This window comes from Achromobacter sp., from assembly GCF_050285585.1.
In the GTDB taxonomy this organism is placed as follows: Bacteria; Pseudomonadota; Gammaproteobacteria; order Burkholderiales; family Burkholderiaceae_B; genus Achromobacter.
This window is the reverse complement of the sequence record NZ_JBLZXF010000042.1, coordinates 3298-26158: the sequence shown is the minus strand read 5'-3', so window position 1 is coordinate 26158 and position 22861 is coordinate 3298. Positions and strand designations below refer to the sequence as shown.

The window sequence follows — 22861 nt, the reverse complement described above, 5'->3', positions numbered from 1 at the left end:
GGAGTGCCCGCGGCTGGCGACGTGAGAGGGCGGCACGGCGCTTGCCGGGCTACCAGGTCAGGTAGAACATTGCCTTCGCCAGCACCACGATGGCCACCATGTGGCAGAACACGCTGATGTGCAGCCGCCGCTGCAACTCGCCGGTCAGGCGCTTGCGCTTCCCCATCACCAGGGCGGTGACCACGTGCGCCAGCACGCTCACGGCCAGGGCGATCTTGAGGGTCAGGAGAATGCCGAACGACGAGCTGCCCGGACTGGTCAGCGCGCCGCGGTACTGCCAGGCCAGGCCCAGGCCGGCCAGGTAGAGCACCAGCACGGCCAAGGGAACCACGGAGCGCACGCGCGGGCCGAGCTGCGCGCCCAGTGCCTTGCGCACGTCGGGAGGCAGGCGCCGGTGCACGGGCTCCAGGAACAGCACCTCGAAGGTCACGGTGCCGACGAAGACGAAGGCGGCCAGCAAGTGCAGGATGAGCAGCAAGGGATAGGTATTCATGGCAGGAAGACTCCCTCTATTGCCCGCGATTGTCTCATCCCGGCGCGCGCCCCCGGGATGAGATTCGTCAAGCCGGCCCTGGCGGCCCGCCGCCTAGAACCGGTAGGCTACCCCCGCGCTGAAGGAACGCCCGTTGCCGGGCAGGAAAATCGGCATGGCGGGCGTGGCCGTGTTGCGGATGGCATAGCTGCTGGCGTAGGTCTTGTCGGTGAGGTTGTCGGCCTGCAGGTATCCGCTCCAGTGCGCGTCATGCTCGTAGGCCACCTTGAAGCCCAGCAGCGCGTAGGCGTTCTGCTGGGTGCCCGGCGCGTTCGCATGGTTGGTCTCTGTGTCGCTCATCAGCCAGCGCAGGTTCGGGCCGAAGCGCCAGCCGCCCAGGCGGTACATCACTTCGGCGCTGAGCAGATGGCGCGGCACGCCGGCGATGCGGTTGCCCTGGTATTCGCCGCTGCGGAAGCGGAAGTCGCTGAAGGTGTAGGCGATGCGGTAGTCGAACAGACCGGCGCCGGGCGCGGGCAGGCTGCCGTTGAGGCCGGCCTCGATGCCCTGGTGGCGCGTGCGGCCAGCGTAGTTGTAGGTGCCGGCCGGGGTGCCGTTGGCGTTGGTAACGGACATGAGCTCGTCTTCGACGTTGCTGCGGTAGAGCGACAAGGTCCAGTTCAGGTCGCGCCCCGCGACGTTGAAGCTGCCGTCTCCGCCGATCTCGTAGGTGAGCGCGCGCTGCAGGTCGAGCTTGCTCATGGAGGTGACGGCGCTGGCGGGGTTCATGGGCGCGGGCACTTCGCCGTTGACGATTTCCCAGAAGGTGGGCGCCTCGTTGCTGCGGCTGACGTTGGCGTACCAGCGCTGCGTCGCAGCGGGTTGCCAGATGATGCCTCCGCGCGGCGTGGCGTAGTTCCAGTCCTGGTCCAGGGTCTTGCCGATATTGCGCTCGCGGGCGTCGCGCACAGCCTGGGTGTATTTCAGGTCGCCGACCAGGCTGAGCTGCTCGGTGACGTGCCAGTCCACGCCCACCAGGGCGCTGCGGTTCTCCGCCTTGAGGTCGTAGGCGCCGAAGCGCTGCAGCCGGCTGCCGTCGGCGGGACGGATGGCGTAGAGATCGCGGTCCATGTCGCTGCGCTGCCAGTCCAGGGCCACGCGGTAGTCCACACTGCCCGCCTTGCCGGCCAGCTGCCACGCGAGGCCGTAGGTGTTGGCGTCGGTGACGTTGGCGACCTGCGGATTGGTGAAGTCGTCGTTGGTGCGCTGCCAGTAGATGCCGGCCGTCTGGTTCAAGGCATCCGTGCCCCAGTAGCTGCGGTTCGCGATGCGGAACTGGCGGGTGTCGCGGTGGGGATCGCGCTCGTAGACGTTGTTGGCCAGGTCCTGCGGCGTAGTCCCGTCGCCCAGCACGCTGCGCGGATCCTCGTACATGCGGGCCTTGGGGATGGGCTGGGGAATATCGAACTTGAGATCGGTGTAGGACAGATAGGTGCGGTTCTCGAACGTGCCGCGGCGAAAGCCCAGGTTGCCCTGGAAGCTGGAACGCTCGGACGAAGAATGGTGGCGGTAGCCGTCGGACTTGTCGTATCCGAAGCTGAAGCGGCCATCCAGGCGATCATCCTCGAACCCTTTGGAGAGCGTCAGGTTGCGCGTTCCGAAACTGCCGCCGCCCAGGCGGATGACGTCGCTCTGGACACCCGTGAGGGATTGGAAGTCCACCTCGCCGCCCAGCGTGCTGGCGCCGGGCGACAGCGCGTTGGCGCCGCGCCGCACCGTGACCAGGCCGGCGTTGCGCGGTTCGAGCAGGCTGATGATGAACGAGCCGTCCGCGTCATTGAGCGGGAGGCCGTCCTGCATGAGTAGGATGCCGCGGCTCAAGGGGTTGCTCTGGATGCCGGAACCCCGGATGTTCAGCCGCGGCTGGTCCAGGCCGCCGAAGAACTCCTGCACGATGATGCCGGGCTGATAGTCCAGCGCGTCGCGCAGTGTGATCAGGCGCACCTCCTGCTGGGGCTGGATCAGGTTGGTGCCGCCGGGCACGGCCTGCAGTTCTGTCTGGGCCTGGCGGGGGCCGGGATCCAGGGCGCGCGTCAGGGACTCGCCGGACACCACCACGGGAGCCAGCGAAGGCACGGCCTGCGAGGCCGGCGCCTGCACGGTGGGCTGGGCATGAGCCGAGGACAGGCCGAGGGCGCCGAAGGCGAGGCTGGACGCCAGTTGGCGCAGGACGGGGGACGTCATGGGAGTGCTTCCACGGAAAACGAGAAATGGGCTGGACGAAGAGCCGGAGGCGCGCCGGCCTGTCTACCAGGACAGATGGAACATGGTCTTGGCCAGCAACACGATGCCGACCATGTGACAGAACACGCTGATGTGCACCCGCCTGCGCAGCGCGGCGTGCAGGCGCTGGCGGCGCGCCAGCGTCATGGCGGTGACGACGTGCGCCAGCACGCTCGCGGCCAGTGCGATCTTGATCGACAGCAGCAGGCCCAGCGGCGAACCCGCGGGACTGGCAAGCGCGGCGCGGTACTGCCAGGCCATGCCCAGGCCGGCCAGGTACAGCACCAGCACCGCCCACGGCACGACGGCGCGCACGCGCGGCCCGAGCTGGCCGCCCAGGGCCTTGCGCACCTCGACGGGCAGGCGCTTCTGCACGGGCTCCAGGAACAGCACCTCGAACGTGACAGTGCCGACGAAGACGAAAGCGGCAAACAGATGCAGGATGAGCAAGAACGGATACGTGTTCATGACGATGCTCCGGTATCGGGAAACAGGAATCGGGACGCGCCTCGGGCCGGACCGGCGGCCGCCAGGAGCAGCTCGCGCAGGTGTTCCGCGCCGCCCCGGCCGCCGCCCGGCGGGCCGTCCAGCGCGATCGGCGTGACGCGCTCCCGGTCGACCATGACGCAACGGTCGACCAGCCCCAGCAGTTCCTCGGGGTCGTGGCTGATGCACAGCAAGGCCGCGCCGCTGCGGGCCAGTTCCTCGCCGCAGCACGCGGCGAGCTGGCGGCGCAAGGCCGGATCGAGCGCGCTGAAGGGCTCGTCCAGCATCAGCAGGTCGGGGGCCATGGCCAGCGCGCGGGCCAAGGCGACGCGCTGCGCCATGCCGCCCGACAGTTCGCCGGGCCAGGACTGCATGGCGCCGTCCAGGCCGACGCGGGCCAGCCAGCGGGCTGCCAGGGTTCGCGCCTCGGCGGGCGGATGCCCGGCGCCCCGCAAGGGCAGGACGACGTTGTCCAGCGCATGACGCCAGGGCAGCAGGCGGGGCTCCTGGAACATCAGCACCGGCAGCCGGAAGCCGTTGCGCAGCGTGCCGCCGCTGGGGCGCGCCAGTCCGGCGGCCAGGCGCAGCAAGCTGCTCTTGCCGGCGCCGCTGGGGCCGATCAGGCCCAGGCGCTCTCCCGGCCGCAGGCACAGGTCTACATCCCGCAGCACCGTGCTCGCGCCATAGCGCAGGGACAGGGATTGCATTTCAAGCATGGCTGGGCTCCATCCATCGGCCCAGCCGGCGCTGCAGCGGCTGCAGGAAAGCGAACTCCAGCAAAGCCACCAGGCCCAGGATCAGCAGCACCCAGGCGAACAATTCAGCGGTATCGAACGTGCTGCGGGCATTGGCCAGGGCATAGCCCACGCCGTTCTCCGCGCCCAGCACTTCGGCCATCACCACCAGCCGCACGCCGCCGCAAGCGGCGATCAGCAGGGCCGCCAGGAGCGGCGCGCTGAGCGCCGGCAGATACAGGTGGCGCAGACGCAGCCACGGGCCGTAGCGGTATACGTGGGTCATCTCGATCAGCTTGCGGTCCACGTGCAGCATGCCTTTGACGGTGTTGACGTACATGCCGGGCGCCATCATCAGCGTGGTGATGAAAATCACCATGGGCGAGCCCAGGCCGAACCACAACATGGCCAGCACCACGACCACGACCGGCGGCATGGCCATCAGCAGCCAGCGCAAGGGCTCGACCAGCCCGCGCAGGCGCGCGCTGTGCCCGGCCAGCACGCCCAGCGCGAAACCGATGGACGCGCCCGCCAGCACGCCCACGCCGATGCGCATCAGGCTGACGCCCGCGTTGGCGAAGAACTCGGGGCTGCGCACCAACGGGCCGATGGCGCGCAGCGCCTCCCAGGGCGTGGCCATCAATAGCGGGCCGAGCTGGCGCGCGGCCACATGCCAGGCCAACAGAATCAGCAGCACGCCGGCGGCGCTCCAGGCGCGCGAAGTGCGCGTCGGCGCGGCGAGAACGGGGCCCCGCCCCTGGTCCGATCCGCTCATGACGCGTAGAACCCGGCGGGCGGCAGGCTGCCGCCGATGGCCTGCGGATAGCGGTCGGCCAACAGGCGATACAAGGCCTCCAGTTCAGGACGCGCTTGCTGCGCGCTGCGGCTCTCCAGCCGGGTGCCGCGGATCGCGGTCTCGATGGCGGGCTGGGGCAGATGCGGCAGGTGCTCGCGCACCAGCGCCGCGCACTCGGCGGGATGCTCGACGCACCAGCGCGCGGACGCGGCGTACGCCTGGTTCACGGCGCTGCAGAGCGCGGCGTCGTCCGCCACGCGGGCGGCAGCCATGACGCCGGCCTGCGGCAACGAGGGCTGCGCGGGAAAGGCGCCGCGCCAGGCCTGCTCCAGGCTCTGGCCGCGATGAAGCGCGGGCGCGCCCGCGGTCTGTCCGGCGCGCCACAGCAGCAGCGACGCCATGGGCTCGACCAGCAGCGCCTGCGCGGCCTGGCCATTGAGCATCAACGCGATGGCGTCCTGGCCGTCGCGGGTGCGGCGCAGCCTCACCGGCCCCAGGCCTCGCGCGGCCTGCGCTTCCAGCAAGGTATCCAGCAGCACCGCCGGCAGGTCGCGCTGGAACGGCACCACCAGTTCGCGGCCGGCCAGGTCCTCGAAGGTGCGCACGGCTGGATCGCGGCTGACCAGCCACAGGATGCCCCACACCGAAATGTTCAGCAGGCGCACCGGCATGCCGCGGTTGTGCAGCAGGGCCGGCAGCGTGCACGGCGCGGCGCTGAAGTCCAGTTCCCCGTTGACCAGCAACGTGCGCAGTTGGTCGGGGGTCTGCCACAGGCGGAAGCGCAAGCTGTCCGCGTGCTCCGCCAGGGCGCCGGTGGCCACCATGTGCATCAGGGGATAGCTGACCACGGCGCCGGGGCCGGCCAGCGTCAGCACGTCATGGCGGCGCGGCGCCGCCGCGCGGGCGGCAGGCAGGCCGGGCAGCAGGGCCGCCATCAGGGCGGCGGCGCAATAGCGGCGGCGGGCGGGAGAATCTTTCATTGAATTTCAAATAAGAATTGTTATCGTTTAAGATTCTCCCATTCACGCTGAAAGACCCAGAATGACAAATATCAATCTGCCCGGGCCGGTCCCGGCCGCCCTGCTGGCCGCGCATCCGCTGCTGCGGGACCTGCCGCCCGGCATGGCCCCGGAAGTGGCCGCGGACCTGCTGCGCGGCGCCAGCCCGCTGCGCGCCGAGGCCGGGCAAGTCCTGTTCGGCGAGGGCGACGAGGCTTTCCACTACCTGCTGATCGAAAGCGGGCAGGCCGAAGTCATGCGCTATGGCTACAACGGCGACGAACGCGTGTTCCGCGTCTTCGAGCCGGGCCAGCTGATGGCCGAGGCGGCCATGTTCATGCCCCATGGCCGCTATCCGATGCAGGCGCGCGCCCGCAGCGCGCTGCTGGGCTGGCGGCTGAGCCGACGCCAGTTGCACGACGCGTGCCGGCGCTGGCCCGATCTGGCCCTCGGGCTGCTGGCCGCGCTCAGCAAAAGCCTGTACGACCAGGTGAACAAAGTGGACTGGATGACGTCCAGTTCGGCGCCCGAACGGCTGGCCAACTACCTGATGGACCTGCACGCGCGCCAGGGCGACACGGTGACCCTGCCGCTGAACCAGCGCCAGCTTGCCGCCCACCTGGGCATCCGCGCCGAAACGTTGAGCCGCCTGCTCAACGAGTGGCAGACGCAGGGCTACATCAACGGCAAGCGCCGTGAATGGGCGGTCCAGGATCCGGCCCACCTGGCCAGGCTGGCGACGACGGCCAGGCGGCCGTTCTGACTCGCGGGGCGCCAATGACTTTTGTCATCGGCGCGTTCACCCGCCGCGCAGGACAATGCCCGCAACGCCGTTTCCCGCCCCGCCATGTCCCAGCCCTCCCCCGCCCCGTCCGACCCGACCTCCCCGCCGATCGCCGAGGAAGACATCCGCCGGCTGGTGCACCGCTTCTACGCGCAAGTGCGCCGAGACGACACGCTGGGCCCGATCTTCAACGCCCGGGTCGCGGACTGGGACCATCACCTGGAGATGCTTTGCGACTTCTGGTCGTCGCTGCTGCTGGGCACGCGCCGGTTCAAGGGCGCGCCCATCCCCGCGCATGCGCGCATTCCGGATCTGTCCTGGCTGCTGTTCCAGCGCTGGCTGGCCCTGTTCCACGGCGTCACCGCCGGGCTCGGGCACCCCGAACTGCAGGCGCGGGCCGACGCCATGTCCGAACGGATCGCGGCCAAGCTATGGGATGTGTGGCAGCACCGACAGACGCTTGCGCGCCTGCCCGACACGCTGCCTGAAGGCGTGCGCCCCTATCGGGAGAGTCCCGTGTTCACGCCCGACAATCTGCCGGCCGGATTGCGCGCCGCGCATACGACCAGGGACGGAACCTGGGGGCTATTGAAAGTGCACGCCGGCGTCCTGCGCTACACCCTGGACGACCCGCCGCACACCGAAGTGGTGCTGGCGGCCGGGCAGCAAGTGGTGATCGAACCGGGCGTGCGCCACCACGTGGCGTTCGAACTGCCGGGCAGTTTCCGGATCACGTTCTGCCGGGCCGGGGACGCCAGCCTGCCCGCCCCGCCCGGCGCCTGAGACGCTTACTTCTTCTTGCCCGAGGCGTCCTGCTCCACCACCATGTCCAGCACGTACACCTTCGAAGGCGCGTCGGCGGGCGGATTCTTCCAGTCGTATTGCTTCACGCGCAGCACGGTGCGCACGCCGTCCCGGTGCTCATAGCCCTCGATGGACTGATACAGCGGATGCCACTTGTCCTTGGCGGGCTGCTGGATGCCGGCATCGTTGTAGCGGCGTTCGCGCACCATCAGGCATTGATAGCCCGGAATCATGGGATGGCTGCACTCGGCCTTCTTCGCGGCGACTTCCAGGAACATGATCTGGCCGGCGCTGCCGTAGAGCGTTTCCGGCGTCGGCTCGCCGACGAACGTCAGGATGCTGCCGTCCTTGGCCGCCAGTTCCAGCGAGGGCTCGGCGGCATCGCCGGCGAGCGTGGCGCGCAATTCGCCCTTGATGCGCTGGCCGATCTCGGCATCCAGCTGCATCAGGCTCTGTTCGCATGCCTTCATCGTGGAGGCAAGGTTGTCGACGCGCAGCACGCCGTCCTTGTAGGTATATCCGCCGAACTGCGCATTGCAGCCGCCGCGGATGTTCAAGGCGTCTTCGGTGAAGGCCAGGCGCAAGGGGTGCTCGATCCCGGCCTGGAGCGCGGCGATGGACTTGCCCGAGGCATCGGTGGCGGAGGCCAGGCGCCAGTAGTAGGCGGACAGGCTCAGCTGGCTGGCGGGCGTAGTGGCGGCGGGAGTAGGCATGGAGGACGATCCTTCGCGAGGAGAGGAAGCCGGGGCGCAAGCTTGGAGCAAGGCGGCGCATACGGACGCAAGGAGGATGGTTTTTTTCATGATTGGGTCCTTTCAGCCGGATGGCACTGATGAAAAGCGGCATTCTACGTCCGGGGTATGGACGAATCGGCCGCGCAGGCACCCAGACCGTTTCAAAACCTTGCAGCGCATGCGGCCGCCGAAACGCGGCTGCGCGCCTCGCGCAAACCCGCGTCCCGCTGCGGCCCCGAACGCGCGGGAACGCGCCTGAGCCCCCCGCCGCCTAGCGGCCGGCGATTACAGACTGACACGATACCCGCAAAATCCTGCATTTCTTGGCGAACGGGTTTCATCCCGCCCGCAGTATTCCCGCTTCTTCCCGAATCGCGCCCCGCGCCGCGAGGCTGGACACCGCCATGCCGACTCGCGCCTCGGCGTCCGCCAGGGTCCGCGATATGCCCAGCAACCGGCAGACGGACTTGATGACGTCGGCCTTCGACGTGTTGCCGGTCATGGCCAGCACATGCAGCACGCCGTTGCCCAGTTCTTCCAGGCAAACCTCGTCTATCCTGCGGCGCGTGGCCTCGTCCTCGCCCGCGCCCCGAAAGCCTTTCCATTCACCGGGATCGGCGCCGTCGGGCCAATAGAACGTGGCTCCGCTCTCATCCGCATGCGCGGCCTGCGCCGGCGTCAAACTCCGCAGCCTTTCCACGATTCTGGCGCCGGTGCGCTCCAGGCCCCAGGCTCGCGCCACTTTACGGTGCAGGACCGCCTCCGCTATCGGCCCCTCGATGTCGATGGCCAGGCGCAACTGCGCGGCCAGGCTATCGTTGCTGGCGCGCAGGTGGAATGCCTCGGCATCGCCGCCCTCCAGTTCGGCCAGTCGATAGGTCTCCCGCCCTTCCGCTCCTGGAACCGTCGCGGCGCTTTCCGCCGCCGCGCCCTCTTCGGTGATGATCACGAATTCGACCGGCGCATCCCCCTCGTCGACGGCCTCCGGCTCGGCGTCGGCCGCGACTTCGGGCACAACCTCGGGCTCATCGTCGGGCCCGCGCTCCAGCTCGGCATTCAAGCGCGCCAGCAGCTTTTCCACTTCCCGCTCGGGATTGATCCACCAATCCGTGGACCACACCCGGTGCAGCCTCCAGCCCAGGCCTTCCAGCACCACTTGCCGCAACCGGTCCCGATCGCGCGCGGTGGCGCCGGAGTGATAGGCCCGGCCGTCGCATTCGATGCCGAGCAGGTAGCGGCCCGGAGCCCGCGGATCCACCACGCCCATGTCGATGCGATAGCCCGAGCACCCGACTTGCGGATGCACGGTCCAACCGCGTTCGCGCAGGATCTTGATGACCTCCGCCTCGAACGGGCTGTCCGGCTCCCGCCCGGTGGGCAGCGATTGCTGCACCAGGGCGCGCGGCCCCTTGAGCGCGAAGTCCAGATAGTGCTTCAGGTCCCGCACGCCGGCGGCGCGCACCCGCGACAGGTCGATCTGCTCCGGCAGCAAGGTGCTGTAGATCACCACGCCTTCCCTGGCTCGCGAGATCGCGACGTTCAGGCGGCGATGCCCGCCTTCCCCGTTCAAGGGGCCGAAGTTCATGGTCATCTTGCCCCCGGCATCGGGACCGTACGTGATCGAGAAGTAGATGATGTCGCGCTCGTCGCCCTGCACGTTCTCCAGGTTCTTGATGAATAGCGGCTCGCGCGACTGGGCCGAGATCGCCTTGTCGAGCGCGGCGTTGGCGCGGCGGCGGGCATCCAGCAAGGTCTCGATCAGCGACTGCTGGGGCTGGTTGAAGGTCACCACGCCCAGCGTCTTGCGGCGGCGGGCGGGATCCAGGTAGTGCTGTTCGATGCCCTGCACGATGGCTTGCGCCTCGGCGCGGTTCGTGCGGCTGCCGCCGCGGTCGTAGACGCCGGCGACCCTTTCCAGCCGCACGGCCACGTCGTCGGTGACCGGCGACGGGAAGGTGATCAACTGCGAATCGTAGTAGGTGACGTTGCTGAAGGTGATCAGGCTTTCGTGCTTGCTGCGGTAGTGCCATTGCAGCCGCAGGCGGTTCATGTCGGCGCCCAGGCATTCGTCGAGGATGCTCTCCAGATCCGCGACCTGGCCGTCGTCGTCGGCGCCATCTTCCTCGCTGGTGGATTTGCTGAAGAAGCTGGTGGGCGGCAGCTGCTTGGTGTCGCCCACGACCACCAGTTGCTGGCCGCGGGCGATGGCGCCCACGGAGTCCCAGACCGGAATCTGCGATGCCTCGTCGAAGACCACCACGTCGAACTGCGAATGGCCGGCATCCAGGTACTGGGCCACCGACAGCGGCGACATCAACAGACAGGGCTTGAGCTTCGGCAGCAGCGTCGGCAGACGCTGCATCAGCTGGCGCACGGGCACGTGGCGGGCCTTTTTCTGCAGCTCGCGGCGCAGCAGGCCCAGTTCGCTGTCGGGGCTGACCAGGACGCCGTTGCCCGCGGGCACCTTGCCGGCCAGCGTGGCCGCGATGTAGGCCGAAGTCAGTTGCTGGTAGCGGTCGTCCGCCAGCCTGAACTCGCGGATCTTGCGCTCGTGGTCGGCACTGGAGAAGGACCGCAGCACGGGAGACTGGTCGATGATCTTCTTCACCCACCAATTGCGGTAGCTGTACTCGAAGTGCGCCTCTACCTGCTCCAACGGAATGCCGCCCTGCTCCAGCGTGGCCACCAGCCCCTGCAGCTGCGATTGCACGGCCTGCCCGCGGGCCTGGCGCCAGATGCACCAGGGCATCAGCAACTGCCTGTGATGGCGCCAATCGGCGAGGACGCCCCGGATACGCTCCAGCGCGCCGCCGGCCTCCGCGGCGCCCGCCAGCGCCTGGGTGGGCTTGGCCAGGGCCTCGACCTCGGCCAGCCTGTCCCGCAGTTCGCGCCACGCGTCCCGGTAATCGAGCAGGCTCTTGCCCAGCGCCGCCTCGGGTTGCAGGAAGCTCCTGTTCTCGCCCACCAGCGTCTGCAAGCGGCTGCGCAGCTCGGCGGCGCGAGCGGGGTCTCCCGCGGCCAGGGCGACGGCGTCCGCATAACGCTGCGCCCATTGCTCATGGCCCCGCACGGCCTCCCAGTCCGTGGACAGGCCCGCATAGCCCTCTTGCAGCAACCGCTGCGCGTCGGCTTTCAAGGCGGACAGTTCATGGTCTTCCGCGTTGACCCGGGCCAACGGTTCCAGCACGGCGGCGATGGCGGCGTCGTCCGGCCGCCGGCCATCGCCGCGATAAGCCGCCAGCCGCTTGCGCATGCCGCGCTTGGCCAAGGCGGACTTGGGCCACCATGCCGCGCCCGCCGCCAGCCATTCCGCCTTGAGCGCATTGGCGTCCAACTGCGCCAGTTCCGCATTCCACTGCGTTCCCACCCGCTCCCATTGCGCGTTGCGCTCCAGGCCATGGCGAACCATGGCCTGCACCTGAAAGCGCGCGGCGGGGTCATGCGCTTGCGCGGCAAGGCCCGCCGGCACGCGCGGCGCCGCCAGCAGCGCATCGATCAAGCGGTCCAGCCTGCCGTAGGCATCGAGGCTCAGGCCGGCGGCGGCCAAGCCCAGCCCCTCGCCCGCCGCGACGGCCCGCGCCTGAAATCCGGAGACCGCCTGGTCCAGCGCCTGCGCCGCCGCCAGCAGGGCATCCTGCCAGCTCGGGCTCCAATCGGTCATGCCGACGTGAGCCAAGGGGTGGCCGACCAGCTCGCCCAGTTCCCCGGAGAGCGTGGCGATGCGCCTGGCGGTTTCGCGCAGCTGCGACAGTTCCTTGCGGCCGTGGGCCTGCGCGTCCGGCCAGGACATCGGCGAGGGCTCCCGCCCGGCGTGCTGGATGCAGGTGCCGATGGCGTCGAAGACCGTCAGGCCGTTGGGGTGCTCGGCGTGCAGCGCGTCTACCAGCCCGTTCAGTTCCTGGCGCAGCGCGCCCAGGCGCTCGGCCTCGCGGGCCCAGTCGTCGCTGCCGCGCTGGCCGCCGTGGTCCAGGGCCTTGCCCAGTTGCAGCAATACCTCCGACTTGCGGGCCTTGGAGGAATGCAGCTCCAGGCAGAACGGCCCCAGTCCGATGCTGGCCAGGCGACGATGCACCACCTCCAGCGCGGCCATCTTCTCGGATACGAACAACACGGTCTTGCCGCGCGCCAGCAAGTGGGCGATCAGGTTGGTGATGGTCTGGCTCTTGCCGGTGCCCGGCGGCCCCTCCAGCACCAGATCGCGGCCGGCATCGACGGCGCAGATGGCCTTCAACTGGGACGAATCGGATAGCAGCGGGGTCAGCAGGTCTTCGGGCCTGTGGCTCTCGTCCAGGCGATCGTAGCGCTCCTCGCCGCCTTCTTTCGCGAAGGCCTGGCCCGGATGCTCGATCAGATGACGGACGACCCGGTTCTCCTTGAGCTGCGCGCTGCGGTCCTGCAAGTCCTTCCACATCAGGTACTTGGTGAAGGAGAAGATGCCGAGGTGGACCTGTTCCAGCACTTCCCAGCCCGCGATCTCGCGCACGGCCAGGCGGAAGGCCTGCAGCACGCGCGCCACGTCCACGCCCTTGTCGTCGGAGGGCAGCGCCGCATCCAGGCCGGGAATGCGCAACTCGTAGTTGTTGCGCAGCATCTGCAGCAACGTGGGATTGATGATGGTCTCGTCGTCGTGGCGGACCAGCCGGAAGCCGCTGCGGACCGACTGCCGCTGCAGCGACACGGGCACGAGGATCAGCGGGGCCAGGTGGGCGCTCTCGGCGCCGGGGCTCTCCGTCCAGCGCAACATGCCCATGGCCAGGTACAGCGTGTTGGCCCCGCCCTCTTCGAGACCGGTGCGCGCCGCGCCGAAAATGGCCAGCAGGTTGGCGTCCAGCGCGTCTTGCGGAACGCGGGCAATCAGTTCCTTGTTGGACAGCGCGTCCAGCGCCATGTCGTCCAGCGGCGCGCGGCCGCCCCGGCTCTCGTGCACCTCCGCCATGCGCGGGTCGCCGCCCTCCATCAGCGCCGGCAAGGGCCGGATGCGGAATTCGCTGCCATCGGCAATGGCATCCTCCAGGCGGCCGAGGTCGGGCGCCGCCAGCGGCAAGGTCGATTTGGTGTTCTTGAAATTCAGCAGGCGGTTGCGCAGCGTCAGGTCGAGCAGGCGCGACTTCCATTTGGCCAGGCGACCTTCCGGCGTGTCGTCGGCGGGCTCCAGGCTGATGACGAACTCCGGATCCAAGGGCGGCAGTTCCGGCGTAGGCTCGATCGCAGCGGGGAGCTCGGCCTCGTCGGCCTCCCCTGGCGCCACCGGCGCCGCGCGCGACGGCAGCGGCTTGATCTGGAGTTCGCGCGCGCGATGCACGTCGATGGCGTAGCGGAAGCTGTCCGCCTCGCGCAGATGCGCCGCGCCCTGCTCCATGGCCAGGCGCAGCGACGGCCGATGGTTCGGATGCTGCGCGATGCCCGTGGTTTCGAACACCAGCAGCTCGCCACTGTCCACGCGCTTGCGCACCGCCTGCACATCGTCGGTCAATGGATCGGCGAAGCAGGCCTGGTGCAGCCACACGCCCACCCAGGCGTGCCCGTCCTTCATCAGGATCACCGGACGCAACCCCGCCTGTTCCAGGCAGGAGGAGAACAGCATCGCCAAGTCCAGGCAGGTGGCCACGCGGGCCTCCAGGATCCGGTCCGGCGTGCGGATCTTCTGTCCGTCCACCCCGAAGGACGCGGGCGGCTCGGCGTAATGCAGGCTCTCGGCGGCCAGGGTGCTGTAGACGGCGGACACCTGTTTCCAGACCACGTCGCGGCTCCTGGACTGGTAGCCGTTCATCTGCAGATCGTCGTGCTCACCGCGCAACAGCCTGGCGGCCTTGCCGATCAGCACGTCCACGGCCGGATTGTTCGGCATCGAGAAGGCGGCCAGCAATTCGGGCAGGGCGCGCGTGCCCGCCCATTGATCGTAGGCCAGCACCGTCACCGGCTGCGCCGCGCGGGCCAGCTCGCGATCGCCGGACTGCACCACCACATTGATGCTGGCGCGCACCGCCTCCTGCAGGTCCGCGACATAGGCATGATCGGGCGTCAGGTCCAGCGGCGCGTTGCGGCGCGTCTCGCCAGGCTGCAGGCGGTCGAACCGCAGGGTGACGCCCTGCGCGAACGCCGGATTGCAGCTCACCCGCAGCTCCACCGCCTCAAACGTCTGCGACGACCGGTTGGTCAGGCGCAGCGAGCGGACGACGGGCACCGAGTTCTCCAGCGACGCATAGCCCAGCGTCGGGTCGGCCTCGATGTCGATGGCAATGGGCGTATCAGGCCCCGCGGCATGTGCCGCCCCCTCCTGGATCGCCGGCAATTCCAGGTCTAGTCGCTTGTCCATCCATTTCTCTCGGTTCGATTCATCGCCGGCCCGCACGCGCAGGCTCCGCCGGAGCGCCCGCCCCGTCTCTGATTGCGAATTCTAAGACGCCGGATCGCATTTCCGCTGACCGGACATATTGCGATTTCGGACAGGCCCTCCCGGGCCCGGGCCATATTGAATCGGATGGACCGGCCGCGCCCGGATTAAATCGCAGCTCCCTGCCGGCCATTCGCGGATCGCGGCGAGCCGGGAATGGCGAAAACATTTTTTCCCGATTTCGCTTACATTTCCTGCTTTCAATATATTTTTATTACAAAAAAAAACAATAATGCGACAGGGTGTTGCGACACAACGTGTCGCAGGCGTTCCCTAAACTCCCCTCGTCGATAACCCACCGCCGAACGAAAATGCCTGTTGAAAATACGCGCCGCGCCAGTGCCAAAGGGGAAAAACTGGCGCAACGCCTCTCTCACATACTCGCGCTGCTGCATCAGGGCGACGCGATAGATAAGCATCAGCTCGCCCTCGACTTCCAGGTCGACGTGCGCACGATCGAGCGCGACTTGGGCGAACGGCTGTTACATATTGCGGAACGCAACGGCGACGGACGGTGGCAACTCACCCATGCCGCCCGCAGCACCGTGCCGGCGCGCAACCTGAACGACTACGCCCAATTGGCCGGCACGCAATATCTGTTTCCCGATCCCAGCCTGCGCTTCCTGCTTGAACAGCTGCAAACACCGGCGGCGAAACGCGCCGTGCATGTGCAACCCGCCGCGCAGGAAGACCTGCGGGGCCGGAACACGGCATTTTCCCAGTTGCAGCAGGCCATTCAGGCGCAGCACGAGTGCCGTTTTGAATACAAGGACAAACCCCGGCGGGTCCAGCCCTATCGGCTTATCCACAAGAACGGCATCTGGTATCTGGCTGCCACCGAGGATGGCCGGCTCAAGAATTTCAGCGTCAGCCGCATTGGCGCGCTGCACGTGGATGCAGGAAGCCGGTTTACCCCGGACCCCGCGCACCACGATTACATCAATAACAAGGACGACGTCTGGTTTACGCCGGACACCACGGAAGTCCTGCTTCGCGTTTCTCCGGAAGCCGCGCATTATTTCACCCGCCGCCCGCTATTGCCGCAGCAGTTGAATCGAACGGGCCCGGACGGCTCATTATTGGTCACGACCCAGATCAGCCATCCCCAGCAATTGCTGCCCCTGGTGCGTTACTGGCTGCCGCACGTGCGCATTTTGCAGCCGGCTGCCCTGCGCCATGCCTTGCTCGAAAGCCTGCAGGACGCCATTGCCTCATGGGAGCAGGAATGAAATTGATTGCATTCCTGATATTCCTGTTTCTCGTTTTTTCCGTGCTCTATGGCATTGCGGCGGGCGTTCAGGCGATAGCCCGAGGGATCGCCCGCCTCCGGCCCGGCAAGCGAGGCGACGGATCCGACACCCTCGCTTCGCCACGCCAGGACCGCAGCGCGCGCGCGGACGATGCGCCGCCCGCGAAATCCGGGACACCGCCAGCGGCATGCCGCCCGTGCATCGCCGAGCTCAATTCACTATTTGCCCTGCACCAATCCGGCGCTTTGACGCGAAGCGAGTTCGAGCGGCTCAAGCGCCATGTCCTGCAGGCGATTCCCTCGTAGCCCGATCTTGAATTCCCCAAGGAACATCAATGACCATCAATGACCAGAACGCTCCCGCGCCCGACGCCCGCGAAGATCGCAAGACGCGCGCCGAGCAAGAGATCGCGCGTGCCGGCATCGCGTTGTCGGCCGACGAGACCGTGAACCGGTTCGGCAGCGCGAACGCCGAATTCATCATCGGCTATCGCGGCGTGGATAACGAAACCGGCAAGGAGTTCGCCAAGGGGCTTGCCGATATCGCCAAGCACAGGGTCCATCCCGATCCGCTGGAAGGCGCCAAGAATATCAAGCAGCAGGCCGGCTATTCCGCCGAAGTCAGCGCGACCAGCCGCCGCAACGCCGAGGCCCATATCCAGCGGTCCAATATCCGCGTTTCTCGCAGCGACGACCTGCCCGAATACGGCAGGAACCACACCGTCGTCGACCTCGTCGAATTGCGCAACGGACAGATCATCGAAGGCTCGCAGGCGCAAATGAAGTTCGTCGGCAGCCGCGAAAAGCTGTTCGAGAGCATCGCCCGCGACGAGGGAGAATTCAAGCGATACCGCGGCGTGAAGCTTGAGTTGCCGTCGGAGCAATTCGAAGGACCCCAGGCGCTGCGGCAGCAAAGCCAGGCATTGCGCAAACAGGCGCAACAGGCCAGCGAGCAGGCCAAGTCGGCAAGTCAAAGGGGCGACCCCAGCGTTGCGCGGGAATACGAGAAGGCGGCCGCGAAGCACCAGCAAGAGGCCGCGAAACTCGATCGGCAAGCGATGGGCGCGAGGGAATTCTGCCAGGACCAGGCCGCCGCCCGCCGCGCCGCCGCCCAGAGGGCGGAGCAAGCCGGCAGACCGGAAGATGCGGCAAAACTCCGGCGCGAAGCCGCCAACTACGACCAGCTGGCCGACAACGTCAAGGACAGCGGCATGACGTCCGAATATGCCGTCTTCTGCCGCGAAAATCCGAAACTCGCCACCGCAATGGAAATCGCGCGCACCAGCCACCGCGCGGGCATGGAGGGCGCGAAGTTCGGGGCCATCATCGGCGGCTGCATCACGCTGCTGAAAAACTCGCTGGCGCTGGCCCAGGACGAGAAGACCGCCAAGGAAGCGCTGGTCGACATGGCAACCGACACCGCCAAGGCCGGCGCGATGGGCTACGCCACGGCGCTGGCCGGCGCGGCGATCAAGGGCGGCATGCAACAGTCCGGCAACCAGGCCTTGCGCACGCTCGCCAACACCAGCGCCCCGACGCTGGCGCTGAACGTCTGCCTGTCGCTGGGCCAGTCCGTGAAGCGGTACGTAACGGGCGAGATCAGCGAAGCGGAATTGTTGACGGAAGTGGGCGAAAAAGGCGCCGGCATGCTATCGAGCGGCATGATGGCCGCGCTGGGCCAGCTCGCCATCCCGATTCCCTTCGTTGGCGCGGCCATCGGCGGCATGATCGGCTACTCGCTCTCCACCCTCTTCTACCAAAGCGCCCTGGATGCGGCGACGGCGGCGGAAACCTCCCGCGTAAACCTGGAACGCGTGCGCGCCATCCAGGCCGCGGCCCGCGCCAGCATCGCCGAGCAACAGGAATCCGTGGACGCCTTCCTGCGCCAGGAGATGCCGCAACTGCGCCAGCAAGCCCTGCGGCTGCTTGCCGTGGTCGACACCCCGAATCCCGCGGACATCAATGCGTTTTCCGCCGCCATCGATGAATATGCGAGCCTGCTGGGCAAGCAACTTCAATTGCGTTCGATGGCGGAGTTCGACGACTTCATGGCATCCGATCAGCCCCTGAAGCTCTAAGCCTCGCCCCCCGTCACTCACCCTCATCAGAAACGAAAAATGCTGCTGAAACTTCTTTCCGATCACGACAGAAAAGATTTCATTGAAGTCGCGGAACTGCTGATTCTCGCCGACAAGCCCTTGCTCTGGGATGGCAAGCTGAAAGACGAAATCACGCCGCAAACCAATATCTCCAAGATTTCCATCAAGAAATCCAGCAGCGATGAAACGCTGCTGGAGGAAGCGAAGGCCGAGTGCCGTCTGGATACCCACCGATTCTTCGGCTCGGGCCAGCAGATCGAAGACCGCATCGTGGAGCGGCTGCGGACCTTTCCCCTGCACAAGATCGAAGAACCGGAAACCCGGCTCACGGTGGCTTCGGGCGTCCTGCGGGAAATCCTCAAGGGCAAGAAGTCGGAGATGCCCGCCGTCCCCAAGCTCATGCTCTTCGAACTGATGCTGCTGGCCCTCGCGGGCGGCCGGATATCCAACGTCGAATGGCGTCTGCTCAACGATTTCAAGCACCACTACCAGGTGGAAGACTACATCTTCGAGGATTTGCTGAAGCGCGCCGAGATCACGCAGCAGGAAATCAACAAGACCCTCTCCATCGTTCTCGAATAAGGAAGACAATCATGGCGGTTCCCATCATTCTGGGTGTAGTCGCGGCCGGTTCAGCCTTGTACGGCGTATACAAGGGCGTCAACGGCGCGATCGACCAAAACGATGCCAGCGGCATCAATAACGATGCCAAAACCATGGTCGACCAGGCGCGTAGCCTGGTCGCCACTCAGCGAGAAGCGACCAACGGCGTGCTGGAGGACTACGGCTCGCGCAAGCTGCGCGCCTTCAATGGCGTCATCGCCGACTTCATCGACACCTTCGGGCGCCTGAAGAACGTCGATATCATCGAAACGGCCGAACTCGACAAACTGCAGCAGGGCGACTTCTCGACCTTGTCGCTGGAAGACCTCCAAAAGGACTACCAGCTGCTGAAGGACGCCGGGCTGGGCGTCGGAGCAGGCCTGGGCGGCGGCGCGGCGGTGGCTTTCGGCGCCTACAACGGCACCATGCTGCTGGGCACGGCCAGCACGGGCACCGCCATCTCCACGCTGAGCGGCGCCGCGGCCACCAATGCCACGCTGGCCTGGCTGGGCGGTGGCGCCATCTCGGCGGGCGGAGGCGGAGTCGCCTTGGGCACCGCGGTGCTGGGCGGTCTGGTCGCCGGGCCAGCGCTGGCGATCTTCGGACATATCGTGGGCAACAAGGCGGAGGCCGCGCTGAATGATGCGCGCAGCAATCTGGAAAAGGCCAAGACCATCCGCGACGACGCCGCCCTGACGACCAAGAAGCTGAAGGCGATCCAGGAAGTCACGACCCTGGCCAACGGCACGTTCTCCAAGGTCAGCTCGCAACTGCGCCGCTCGGTGAGCGATCTCAGAAGCACGATCGACACCCACGGCGAAGACTACCAGGCGTACTCTTCCGATGCGCGTGAGACCGTGTTCCGCTCGGTCAAGTTCGCGCAGCTGATCAAGGCCATGATCGACACGCCCATCCTCCAACAGGACGGGCAGCTGGTCGAGACGACCAAGGCGCGCGTGCAGGATATCGGCCAGGCCGCTTCCGGCCAGTAGGCCGATTCAGAATCCGGATAGCCCCGCGCCTCGCCAGGCCGGGGCTCCGCCCTTCCCCATGTCCAGCTCCTGCTCGCCGACCGCCGATTCCGCCTTCCCCTGCCACCAATGCGGCCTGTGCTGCCAGAACGTGCATCTTTCCAGGGAAACGCAGTTTCTGGATCGCGGCGACGGCACCTGCCGCCACTACGCGTCCGACACCAGGACCTGCGCCATCTACGCGGACCGACCCGACATTTGCCGGGTCGACCGGATGTACGCGACGCGCTACGTCCGCCTGTACAGCTGGAGCGAATTCGTGGCATTGAACCTCCAGGCCTGCGCGGCGCTGGCCGCCCTGCCCGGCCCGGGCGGCCAGCCCGAGGGCAAGGCCGTCTTCCGCAAGTGAGGCTGGAAGACGGACTGAACCCTTCCCCGCGTCGCTAGCGACACACGCGGTAGGTCGGCTTGAGCTTGCTCAGGACCTCGGGCGCGCCGCTCTCCGACACCACCAGGGTGTGGCCCAGCGACATGGCGAGGTTGTTGGGCGTATCGATCAGGATGGCGTGCAGGAAGAGCACCATGCCGGGCTCGGCCAGCGTGCCGTTCTCGGCGAACAGCAGGGGCGGCACGTCCATCCAGCTGGGCCGGAAGGTCGCTCCCAGCGAATAGCCGCAAGCCGCCATGCGCGCATGGCCGTAGCCGTGCCGATCGAATACGCGACGGTGGGCCTGGTCGATATCGCCCAACGGGTTGCCCGCCAGCGCGGCGGCCGTCATTGCGGTCAGCGCCTCCAGCGTGATGTCGAACATGCGCTCCTGCCGCGGATCGTGCTTTCCGATGGCCACGGTCCGCATCAGGCAGGCGCAATAGTGCCGGTAGCTGGCGGCGAACTCCAGCGTCAGCTGGTCTTCGTCGTCCAGGTGCCGATAGCCCGTGGCGGTGCGCACCAGCAAGGCGCGATCGCCGGATCCGAGCACCGGGCCGCCCGGAGGCGGATCGCCGCCGCCGCGGAATTGCACCGCCGCCCCGGCCGCCGCGATATCGCCTTCGAACGCGCCCGGCCGCGCCGTCTCCAGCATGGCCAGCAGCGAGTCGTCGGCCAGGCTCGCGGCTTCGCGCACGTAGCGCAGTTCCGCTTCCGATTTCACCACCCGCAAGGCGCGCACCAGGTGCGAGGCGTCGACCAGCTTGCACCAGTCGGCCAGGCGGGCCTGCACGCGCGCATGGTTCTTGCCGACCAGGCCGAAGTTGTCGGTTTCCATGCCGACCCGCCTGCCGGCCAGCCCCAGTTCCTCCAGGATGGCCTTCAGGTCGATGCTCGGATCCGCGCCCTCGTTGTCGTACCAGATGCGGATGTCTTCGACGATGGAGGTGCGCTGGGCCTGGACCAGGTCGGGGCGGCGGGTCAGCAGGATGGGCGGCCGGTCGTCGGCGGTCAGGATCGTGCATTGGAAGAACACGTAGCCCGCCGTGTCGAATCCGGTCAGGTAGTAATGGCTTTCCTGGGCGAACAGCAACAAGGCATCCAGGTTTTCCGCCTGCATGCGCTTGCGCGCTTCCCGTATGCGGTCGAAAAACGTCTCGCGCGGAAAATGTAGCGCCATTGTGAGGTCTCCGGAGGTAAGTCGTTGTGGAAGAAGACGGTTCGACGTCAACGGCGCCGCTGCAGGGCCCGCGCGGCCAGCGGCAGCGCCACCGACACAAGAATGAGCAGGGTGGAGATCGCCGCGATGGCCGGATCCACTTCATCGCGCAGGGAATTGAACATGCGCTTGGTGAGCGTGGCGCTCGGGCCGCCGGCGATGAATAGCGCCACCACCACTTCGTCCAGCGAGGTGATGAAGGCCAGGATGGCCGCGGCCATCACCGAGAAGCGGATCTGCGGGAGCGTCACGTCGCGGAACGCCCGCAGCGGATGCGCCCCCAGGCTGCGCGCGGCCATCTCCTGGCTGAAATCGAAGCTGGCCAAGGCCGCGCTGACGGTAATGAACACCAGCGGCAGGGCCAGGCAGGTATGCGCCAGCACCAGCCCGAGCAGCGTGTTGTTGAGCCCCAGCCGCGCGTACAGCAGGAACACCCCTACCCCGCACAGGATGACCGGCAGTGCCAGCGGCAGCAGGAATACCAGCCGCAGCCAGCGCGCATGGCCTGCCGTCACGCGGGCCGCGGCGTAGGCGGCCGCCAGGCCCAGGGGCGTGGCCAGCGCCGTGGTGCCCACCGCCGCCCGCAGCGACACCCAGGTGGCCTCGCGCCACTCCAGGCTCTGGAAGTACTCCAGGTACCAGCGCAGCGACCAGGAAGCGGGCGGGAAGGTGAGGAAGCGCGAGTCCGAGAAGCTCATGGGGATCACCACCAGCGTGGGCGCCACCAGGAACAGCACGATGAGCGCGCAGAGGGGCGTCAGCCACCAGGGCGCGCGCGTATGGAACGAGTTCTGCATCGCCTTACCTCGCCAGGAGTTTTTCGAGGCCGAACAGGCGGCCCAGCAGCCAGATGAACAGCAGGGTCACGGCCAGCAGCACCACGCCCAGGGCGCTGGCGGCGCCCCAGTCGCCGTAGAGCGAGATGTTGCGTTCGATCTGCATGGACCACATGACCACCCGGCCGCCGCCCAGCACCGCCGGCGTGACGTAGAAGCCCAGGGACAACACGAAGACCAGCACCGAACCGGCGGCCAGCCCCGGCAGGGACAGGGGCAGGTAGACCTGGCGGAAAGCCTGCCCCGGCGTGGCGCCCAGGCTGGCCGCCGCCTGCATGTAGTCGGCGGCGATGGCGCGCATGCTGGCATAGAGCGGCAGCACCATGAAGGGCAGCATGATGTGGATCATCCCGATGGCGGTGCCGGTGAAGTTGTGGACCAGGCGCAGCGGCGCGTCGGTCAGGCCCAGGTCGGCCAGCCAGCCGTTGATGACCCCGCGCCGCTGCAGAAGAATCAGCCACGCGTAGGTGCGCACCAGAAGCGAAGTCCAGAACGGCAGCAATACGCAGAGCATCAGCAGCGCCGCCGCGCGCGCCGATACCCGCGCCATCAGATAGCACAGGGGATACGCCAGCAGCGCGCACACCGCCGTCACCAGCAGCGCGAGTTCGAAGGTCGTGCGGAAACTGTAGAGGAAGGCGCCGTGCCACAGGCGCTCGTAATTCGCGAAGGTCAGTCCGTCCGGGCCGATGACGGACAGGGCCGACAGCCACAGGATGGGGCCCAGCAGCACCATGGCCAGCAAGAGCAGCGCCGGCGCGGCCAGCAGCAGCAGGCGCCACTGGCCATGGCGCGCCCGCGCGGCGCGGGCAGCCTGGGCGCGCGGCAAGGTGGCGTCAGCGGCCATCGCGGGCCTCCTTGGGGATCAGCACGGTGTCTTCGACGTGCAGGGCCAGGGTCACTTTCTGGCCGGTCGCGATGCCCGACTCGCGGATCTGCGTGGGCCCCAGGCGCAGCGACACCTCCAGGCCG

General features: G+C 67.6%; 19 protein-coding genes. 8 read left to right on the top strand and 11 right to left on the bottom strand.

All coding sequences use genetic code 11. The features are described from left to right. Positions 1-49: 49 nt before the first annotated feature. The 6 genes from ACN6PJ_RS28235 to ACN6PJ_RS28210 form a co-directional block, all read right to left on the bottom strand. Entirely contained in the window at positions 50-493 is a 444-nt protein-coding gene (locus ACN6PJ_RS28235) for a CopD family copper resistance protein (RefSeq protein ID WP_427999043.1), read from the bottom strand. A gap of 93 nt (positions 494-586) precedes the next feature. Continuing rightward, positions 587-2716, bottom strand: coding sequence for a TonB-dependent receptor family protein (locus ACN6PJ_RS28230; RefSeq protein WP_427999042.1), 2130 nt, complete (start codon positions 2714-2716; stop codon positions 587-589). 63 nt (positions 2717-2779) lie between these two features. Then, a complete protein-coding gene (locus ACN6PJ_RS28225; RefSeq protein ID WP_062679618.1) occupies positions 2780-3223 on the bottom strand; it encodes a CopD family copper resistance protein in 444 nt (147 codons plus the stop codon). Beyond that, positions 3220-3957, bottom strand: coding sequence for an ABC transporter ATP-binding protein (locus tag ACN6PJ_RS28220; protein ID WP_427999041.1), 738 nt, complete (start codon positions 3955-3957; stop codon positions 3220-3222). Before ACN6PJ_RS28220 ends, ACN6PJ_RS28225 begins: the two co-directional genes overlap by 4 nt. Then, a complete protein-coding gene (locus tag ACN6PJ_RS28215; RefSeq protein ID WP_062679620.1) occupies positions 3950-4750 on the bottom strand; it encodes an ABC transporter permease in 801 nt (266 codons plus the stop codon). The genes ACN6PJ_RS28220 and ACN6PJ_RS28215 overlap by 8 nt, the downstream gene beginning before the upstream one ends. After that, positions 4747-5751 (bottom strand): MqnA/MqnD/SBP family protein, encoded by a 1005-nt coding sequence (locus ACN6PJ_RS28210; protein ID WP_123785996.1) that lies wholly within the window; start codon positions 5749-5751, stop codon positions 4747-4749. The genes ACN6PJ_RS28215 and ACN6PJ_RS28210 overlap by 4 nt, the downstream gene beginning before the upstream one ends. A gap of 61 nt (positions 5752-5812) precedes the next feature. Between ACN6PJ_RS28210 and ACN6PJ_RS28205 the strand changes: the two genes are divergently transcribed. Beyond that, positions 5813-6532 (top strand): Crp/Fnr family transcriptional regulator, encoded by a 720-nt coding sequence (locus tag ACN6PJ_RS28205; RefSeq protein ID WP_062679622.1) that lies wholly within the window; start codon positions 5813-5815, stop codon positions 6530-6532. A gap of 84 nt (positions 6533-6616) precedes the next feature. Continuing rightward, on the top strand, positions 6617-7336 hold the full coding sequence (locus ACN6PJ_RS28200) for a DUF1971 domain-containing protein (RefSeq protein ID WP_427999040.1): 720 nt from the start codon (positions 6617-6619) through the stop codon (positions 7334-7336). A gap of 5 nt (positions 7337-7341) precedes the next feature. Here the strand turns inward: ACN6PJ_RS28200 and ACN6PJ_RS28195 are convergent, their stop codons facing one another. Both ACN6PJ_RS28195 and ACN6PJ_RS28190 read right to left on the bottom strand, forming a co-directional pair. Then, complete coding sequence (locus tag ACN6PJ_RS28195) at positions 7342-8070, bottom strand: META and DUF4377 domain-containing protein (protein ID WP_062679624.1); 729 nt, start codon at positions 8068-8070, stop codon at positions 7342-7344. 358 nt (positions 8071-8428) lie between these two features. Continuing rightward, positions 8429-14407: a DUF3320 domain-containing protein gene (locus ACN6PJ_RS28190; RefSeq protein ID WP_427999039.1), complete on the bottom strand. Its 5979-nt coding sequence runs from the start codon at positions 14405-14407 to the stop codon at positions 8429-8431. A gap of 389 nt (positions 14408-14796) precedes the next feature. On the opposite strand from ACN6PJ_RS28190, the gene ACN6PJ_RS28185 reads away from it, so the two are divergent. The 6 genes from ACN6PJ_RS28185 to ACN6PJ_RS28160 are packed head-to-tail and all read left to right on the top strand — an operon-like array spanning position 14797 to position 19816. Continuing rightward, positions 14797-15714, top strand: coding sequence for a helix-turn-helix transcriptional regulator (locus tag ACN6PJ_RS28185; protein ID WP_062679626.1), 918 nt, complete (start codon positions 14797-14799; stop codon positions 15712-15714). Further along, positions 15711-16040 carry an SHOCT domain-containing protein gene (locus ACN6PJ_RS28180; RefSeq protein WP_427999038.1) on the top strand — a complete coding sequence of 110 codons (330 nt, stop codon included), beginning with the start codon at positions 15711-15713 and terminating at the stop codon, positions 16038-16040. The genes ACN6PJ_RS28185 and ACN6PJ_RS28180 overlap by 4 nt, the downstream gene beginning before the upstream one ends. Positions 16041-16069: 29 nt before the next feature. Further along, positions 16070-17812: a hypothetical protein gene (locus ACN6PJ_RS28175; RefSeq protein WP_427999037.1), complete on the top strand. Its 1743-nt coding sequence runs from the start codon at positions 16070-16072 to the stop codon at positions 17810-17812. A gap of 39 nt (positions 17813-17851) precedes the next feature. Then, positions 17852-18415 (top strand): hypothetical protein, encoded by a 564-nt coding sequence (locus ACN6PJ_RS28170; protein ID WP_062679629.1) that lies wholly within the window; start codon positions 17852-17854, stop codon positions 18413-18415. Between the two features lie 11 nt (positions 18416-18426). Beyond that, positions 18427-19428, top strand: coding sequence for a hypothetical protein (locus tag ACN6PJ_RS28165; RefSeq protein ID WP_088147175.1), 1002 nt, complete (start codon positions 18427-18429; stop codon positions 19426-19428). 58 nt (positions 19429-19486) lie between these two features. After that, complete coding sequence (locus ACN6PJ_RS28160) at positions 19487-19816, top strand: YkgJ family cysteine cluster protein (RefSeq protein ID WP_062679631.1); 330 nt, start codon at positions 19487-19489, stop codon at positions 19814-19816. A gap of 34 nt (positions 19817-19850) precedes the next feature. Here ACN6PJ_RS28160 and ACN6PJ_RS28155 read toward each other — a convergent pair whose 3' ends face one another. From ACN6PJ_RS28155 to ACN6PJ_RS28145, 3 genes are read right to left on the bottom strand one after another with little or no spacing between them, the layout of a single operon-like run. Continuing rightward, positions 19851-21014, bottom strand: a complete 1164-nt coding sequence (locus ACN6PJ_RS28155) for a M24 family metallopeptidase (RefSeq protein WP_062679632.1) — start codon at positions 21012-21014, stop codon at positions 19851-19853. A 47-nt stretch (positions 21015-21061) separates the two neighbouring features. Beyond that, entirely contained in the window at positions 21062-21850 is a 789-nt protein-coding gene (locus ACN6PJ_RS28150) for an ABC transporter permease (protein ID WP_062679633.1), read from the bottom strand. A 4-nt stretch (positions 21851-21854) separates the two neighbouring features. Then, positions 21855-22736: an ABC transporter permease gene (locus ACN6PJ_RS28145; protein ID WP_427999036.1), complete on the bottom strand. Its 882-nt coding sequence runs from the start codon at positions 22734-22736 to the stop codon at positions 21855-21857. Positions 22737-22861: the final 125 nt, after the last annotated feature.

Bases quoted from the DNA above. Each gene is read 5' to 3' on its own strand.
- ACN6PJ_RS28145 (WP_427999036.1), bottom strand. From the start codon at position 22,736: ATGGCCGCTGACGCCACCTTGCCGCGCGCCCAGGCTGCCCGCGCCGCG.
- ACN6PJ_RS28220 (WP_427999041.1), bottom strand. From the start codon at position 3,957: ATGCTTGAAATGCAATCCCTGTCCCTGCGCTATGGCGCGAGCACGGTG.
- ACN6PJ_RS28160 (WP_062679631.1), top strand. From the start codon at position 19,487: ATGTCCAGCTCCTGCTCGCCGACCGCCGATTCCGCCTTCCCCTGCCAC.
- ACN6PJ_RS28215 (WP_062679620.1), bottom strand. From the start codon at position 4,750: ATGAGCGGATCGGACCAGGGGCGGGGCCCCGTTCTCGCCGCGCCGACG.
- ACN6PJ_RS28235 (WP_427999043.1), bottom strand. From the start codon at position 493: ATGAATACCTATCCCTTGCTGCTCATCCTGCACTTGCTGGCCGCCTTC.
- ACN6PJ_RS28225 (WP_062679618.1), bottom strand. From the start codon at position 3,223: ATGAACACGTATCCGTTCTTGCTCATCCTGCATCTGTTTGCCGCTTTC.
- ACN6PJ_RS28230 (WP_427999042.1), bottom strand. From the start codon at position 2,716: ATGACGTCCCCCGTCCTGCGCCAACTGGCGTCCAGCCTCGCCTTCGGC.
- ACN6PJ_RS28200 (WP_427999040.1), top strand. From the start codon at position 6,617: ATGTCCCAGCCCTCCCCCGCCCCGTCCGACCCGACCTCCCCGCCGATC.
- ACN6PJ_RS28155 (WP_062679632.1), bottom strand. From the start codon at position 21,014: ATGGCGCTACATTTTCCGCGCGAGACGTTTTTCGACCGCATACGGGAA.
- ACN6PJ_RS28190 (WP_427999039.1), bottom strand. From the start codon at position 14,407: ATGGACAAGCGACTAGACCTGGAATTGCCGGCGATCCAGGAGGGGGCG.
- ACN6PJ_RS28175 (WP_427999037.1), top strand. From the start codon at position 16,070: ATGACCATCAATGACCAGAACGCTCCCGCGCCCGACGCCCGCGAAGAT.
- ACN6PJ_RS28170 (WP_062679629.1), top strand. From the start codon at position 17,852: ATGCTGCTGAAACTTCTTTCCGATCACGACAGAAAAGATTTCATTGAA.
- ACN6PJ_RS28210 (WP_123785996.1), bottom strand. From the start codon at position 5,751: ATGAAAGATTCTCCCGCCCGCCGCCGCTATTGCGCCGCCGCCCTGATG.
- ACN6PJ_RS28185 (WP_062679626.1), top strand. From the start codon at position 14,797: ATGCCTGTTGAAAATACGCGCCGCGCCAGTGCCAAAGGGGAAAAACTG.
- ACN6PJ_RS28205 (WP_062679622.1), top strand. From the start codon at position 5,813: ATGACAAATATCAATCTGCCCGGGCCGGTCCCGGCCGCCCTGCTGGCC.
- ACN6PJ_RS28150 (WP_062679633.1), bottom strand. From the start codon at position 21,850: ATGCAGAACTCGTTCCATACGCGCGCGCCCTGGTGGCTGACGCCCCTC.
- ACN6PJ_RS28195 (WP_062679624.1), bottom strand. From the start codon at position 8,070: ATGCCTACTCCCGCCGCCACTACGCCCGCCAGCCAGCTGAGCCTGTCC.
- ACN6PJ_RS28180 (WP_427999038.1), top strand. From the start codon at position 15,711: ATGAAATTGATTGCATTCCTGATATTCCTGTTTCTCGTTTTTTCCGTG.
- ACN6PJ_RS28165 (WP_088147175.1), top strand. From the start codon at position 18,427: ATGGCGGTTCCCATCATTCTGGGTGTAGTCGCGGCCGGTTCAGCCTTG.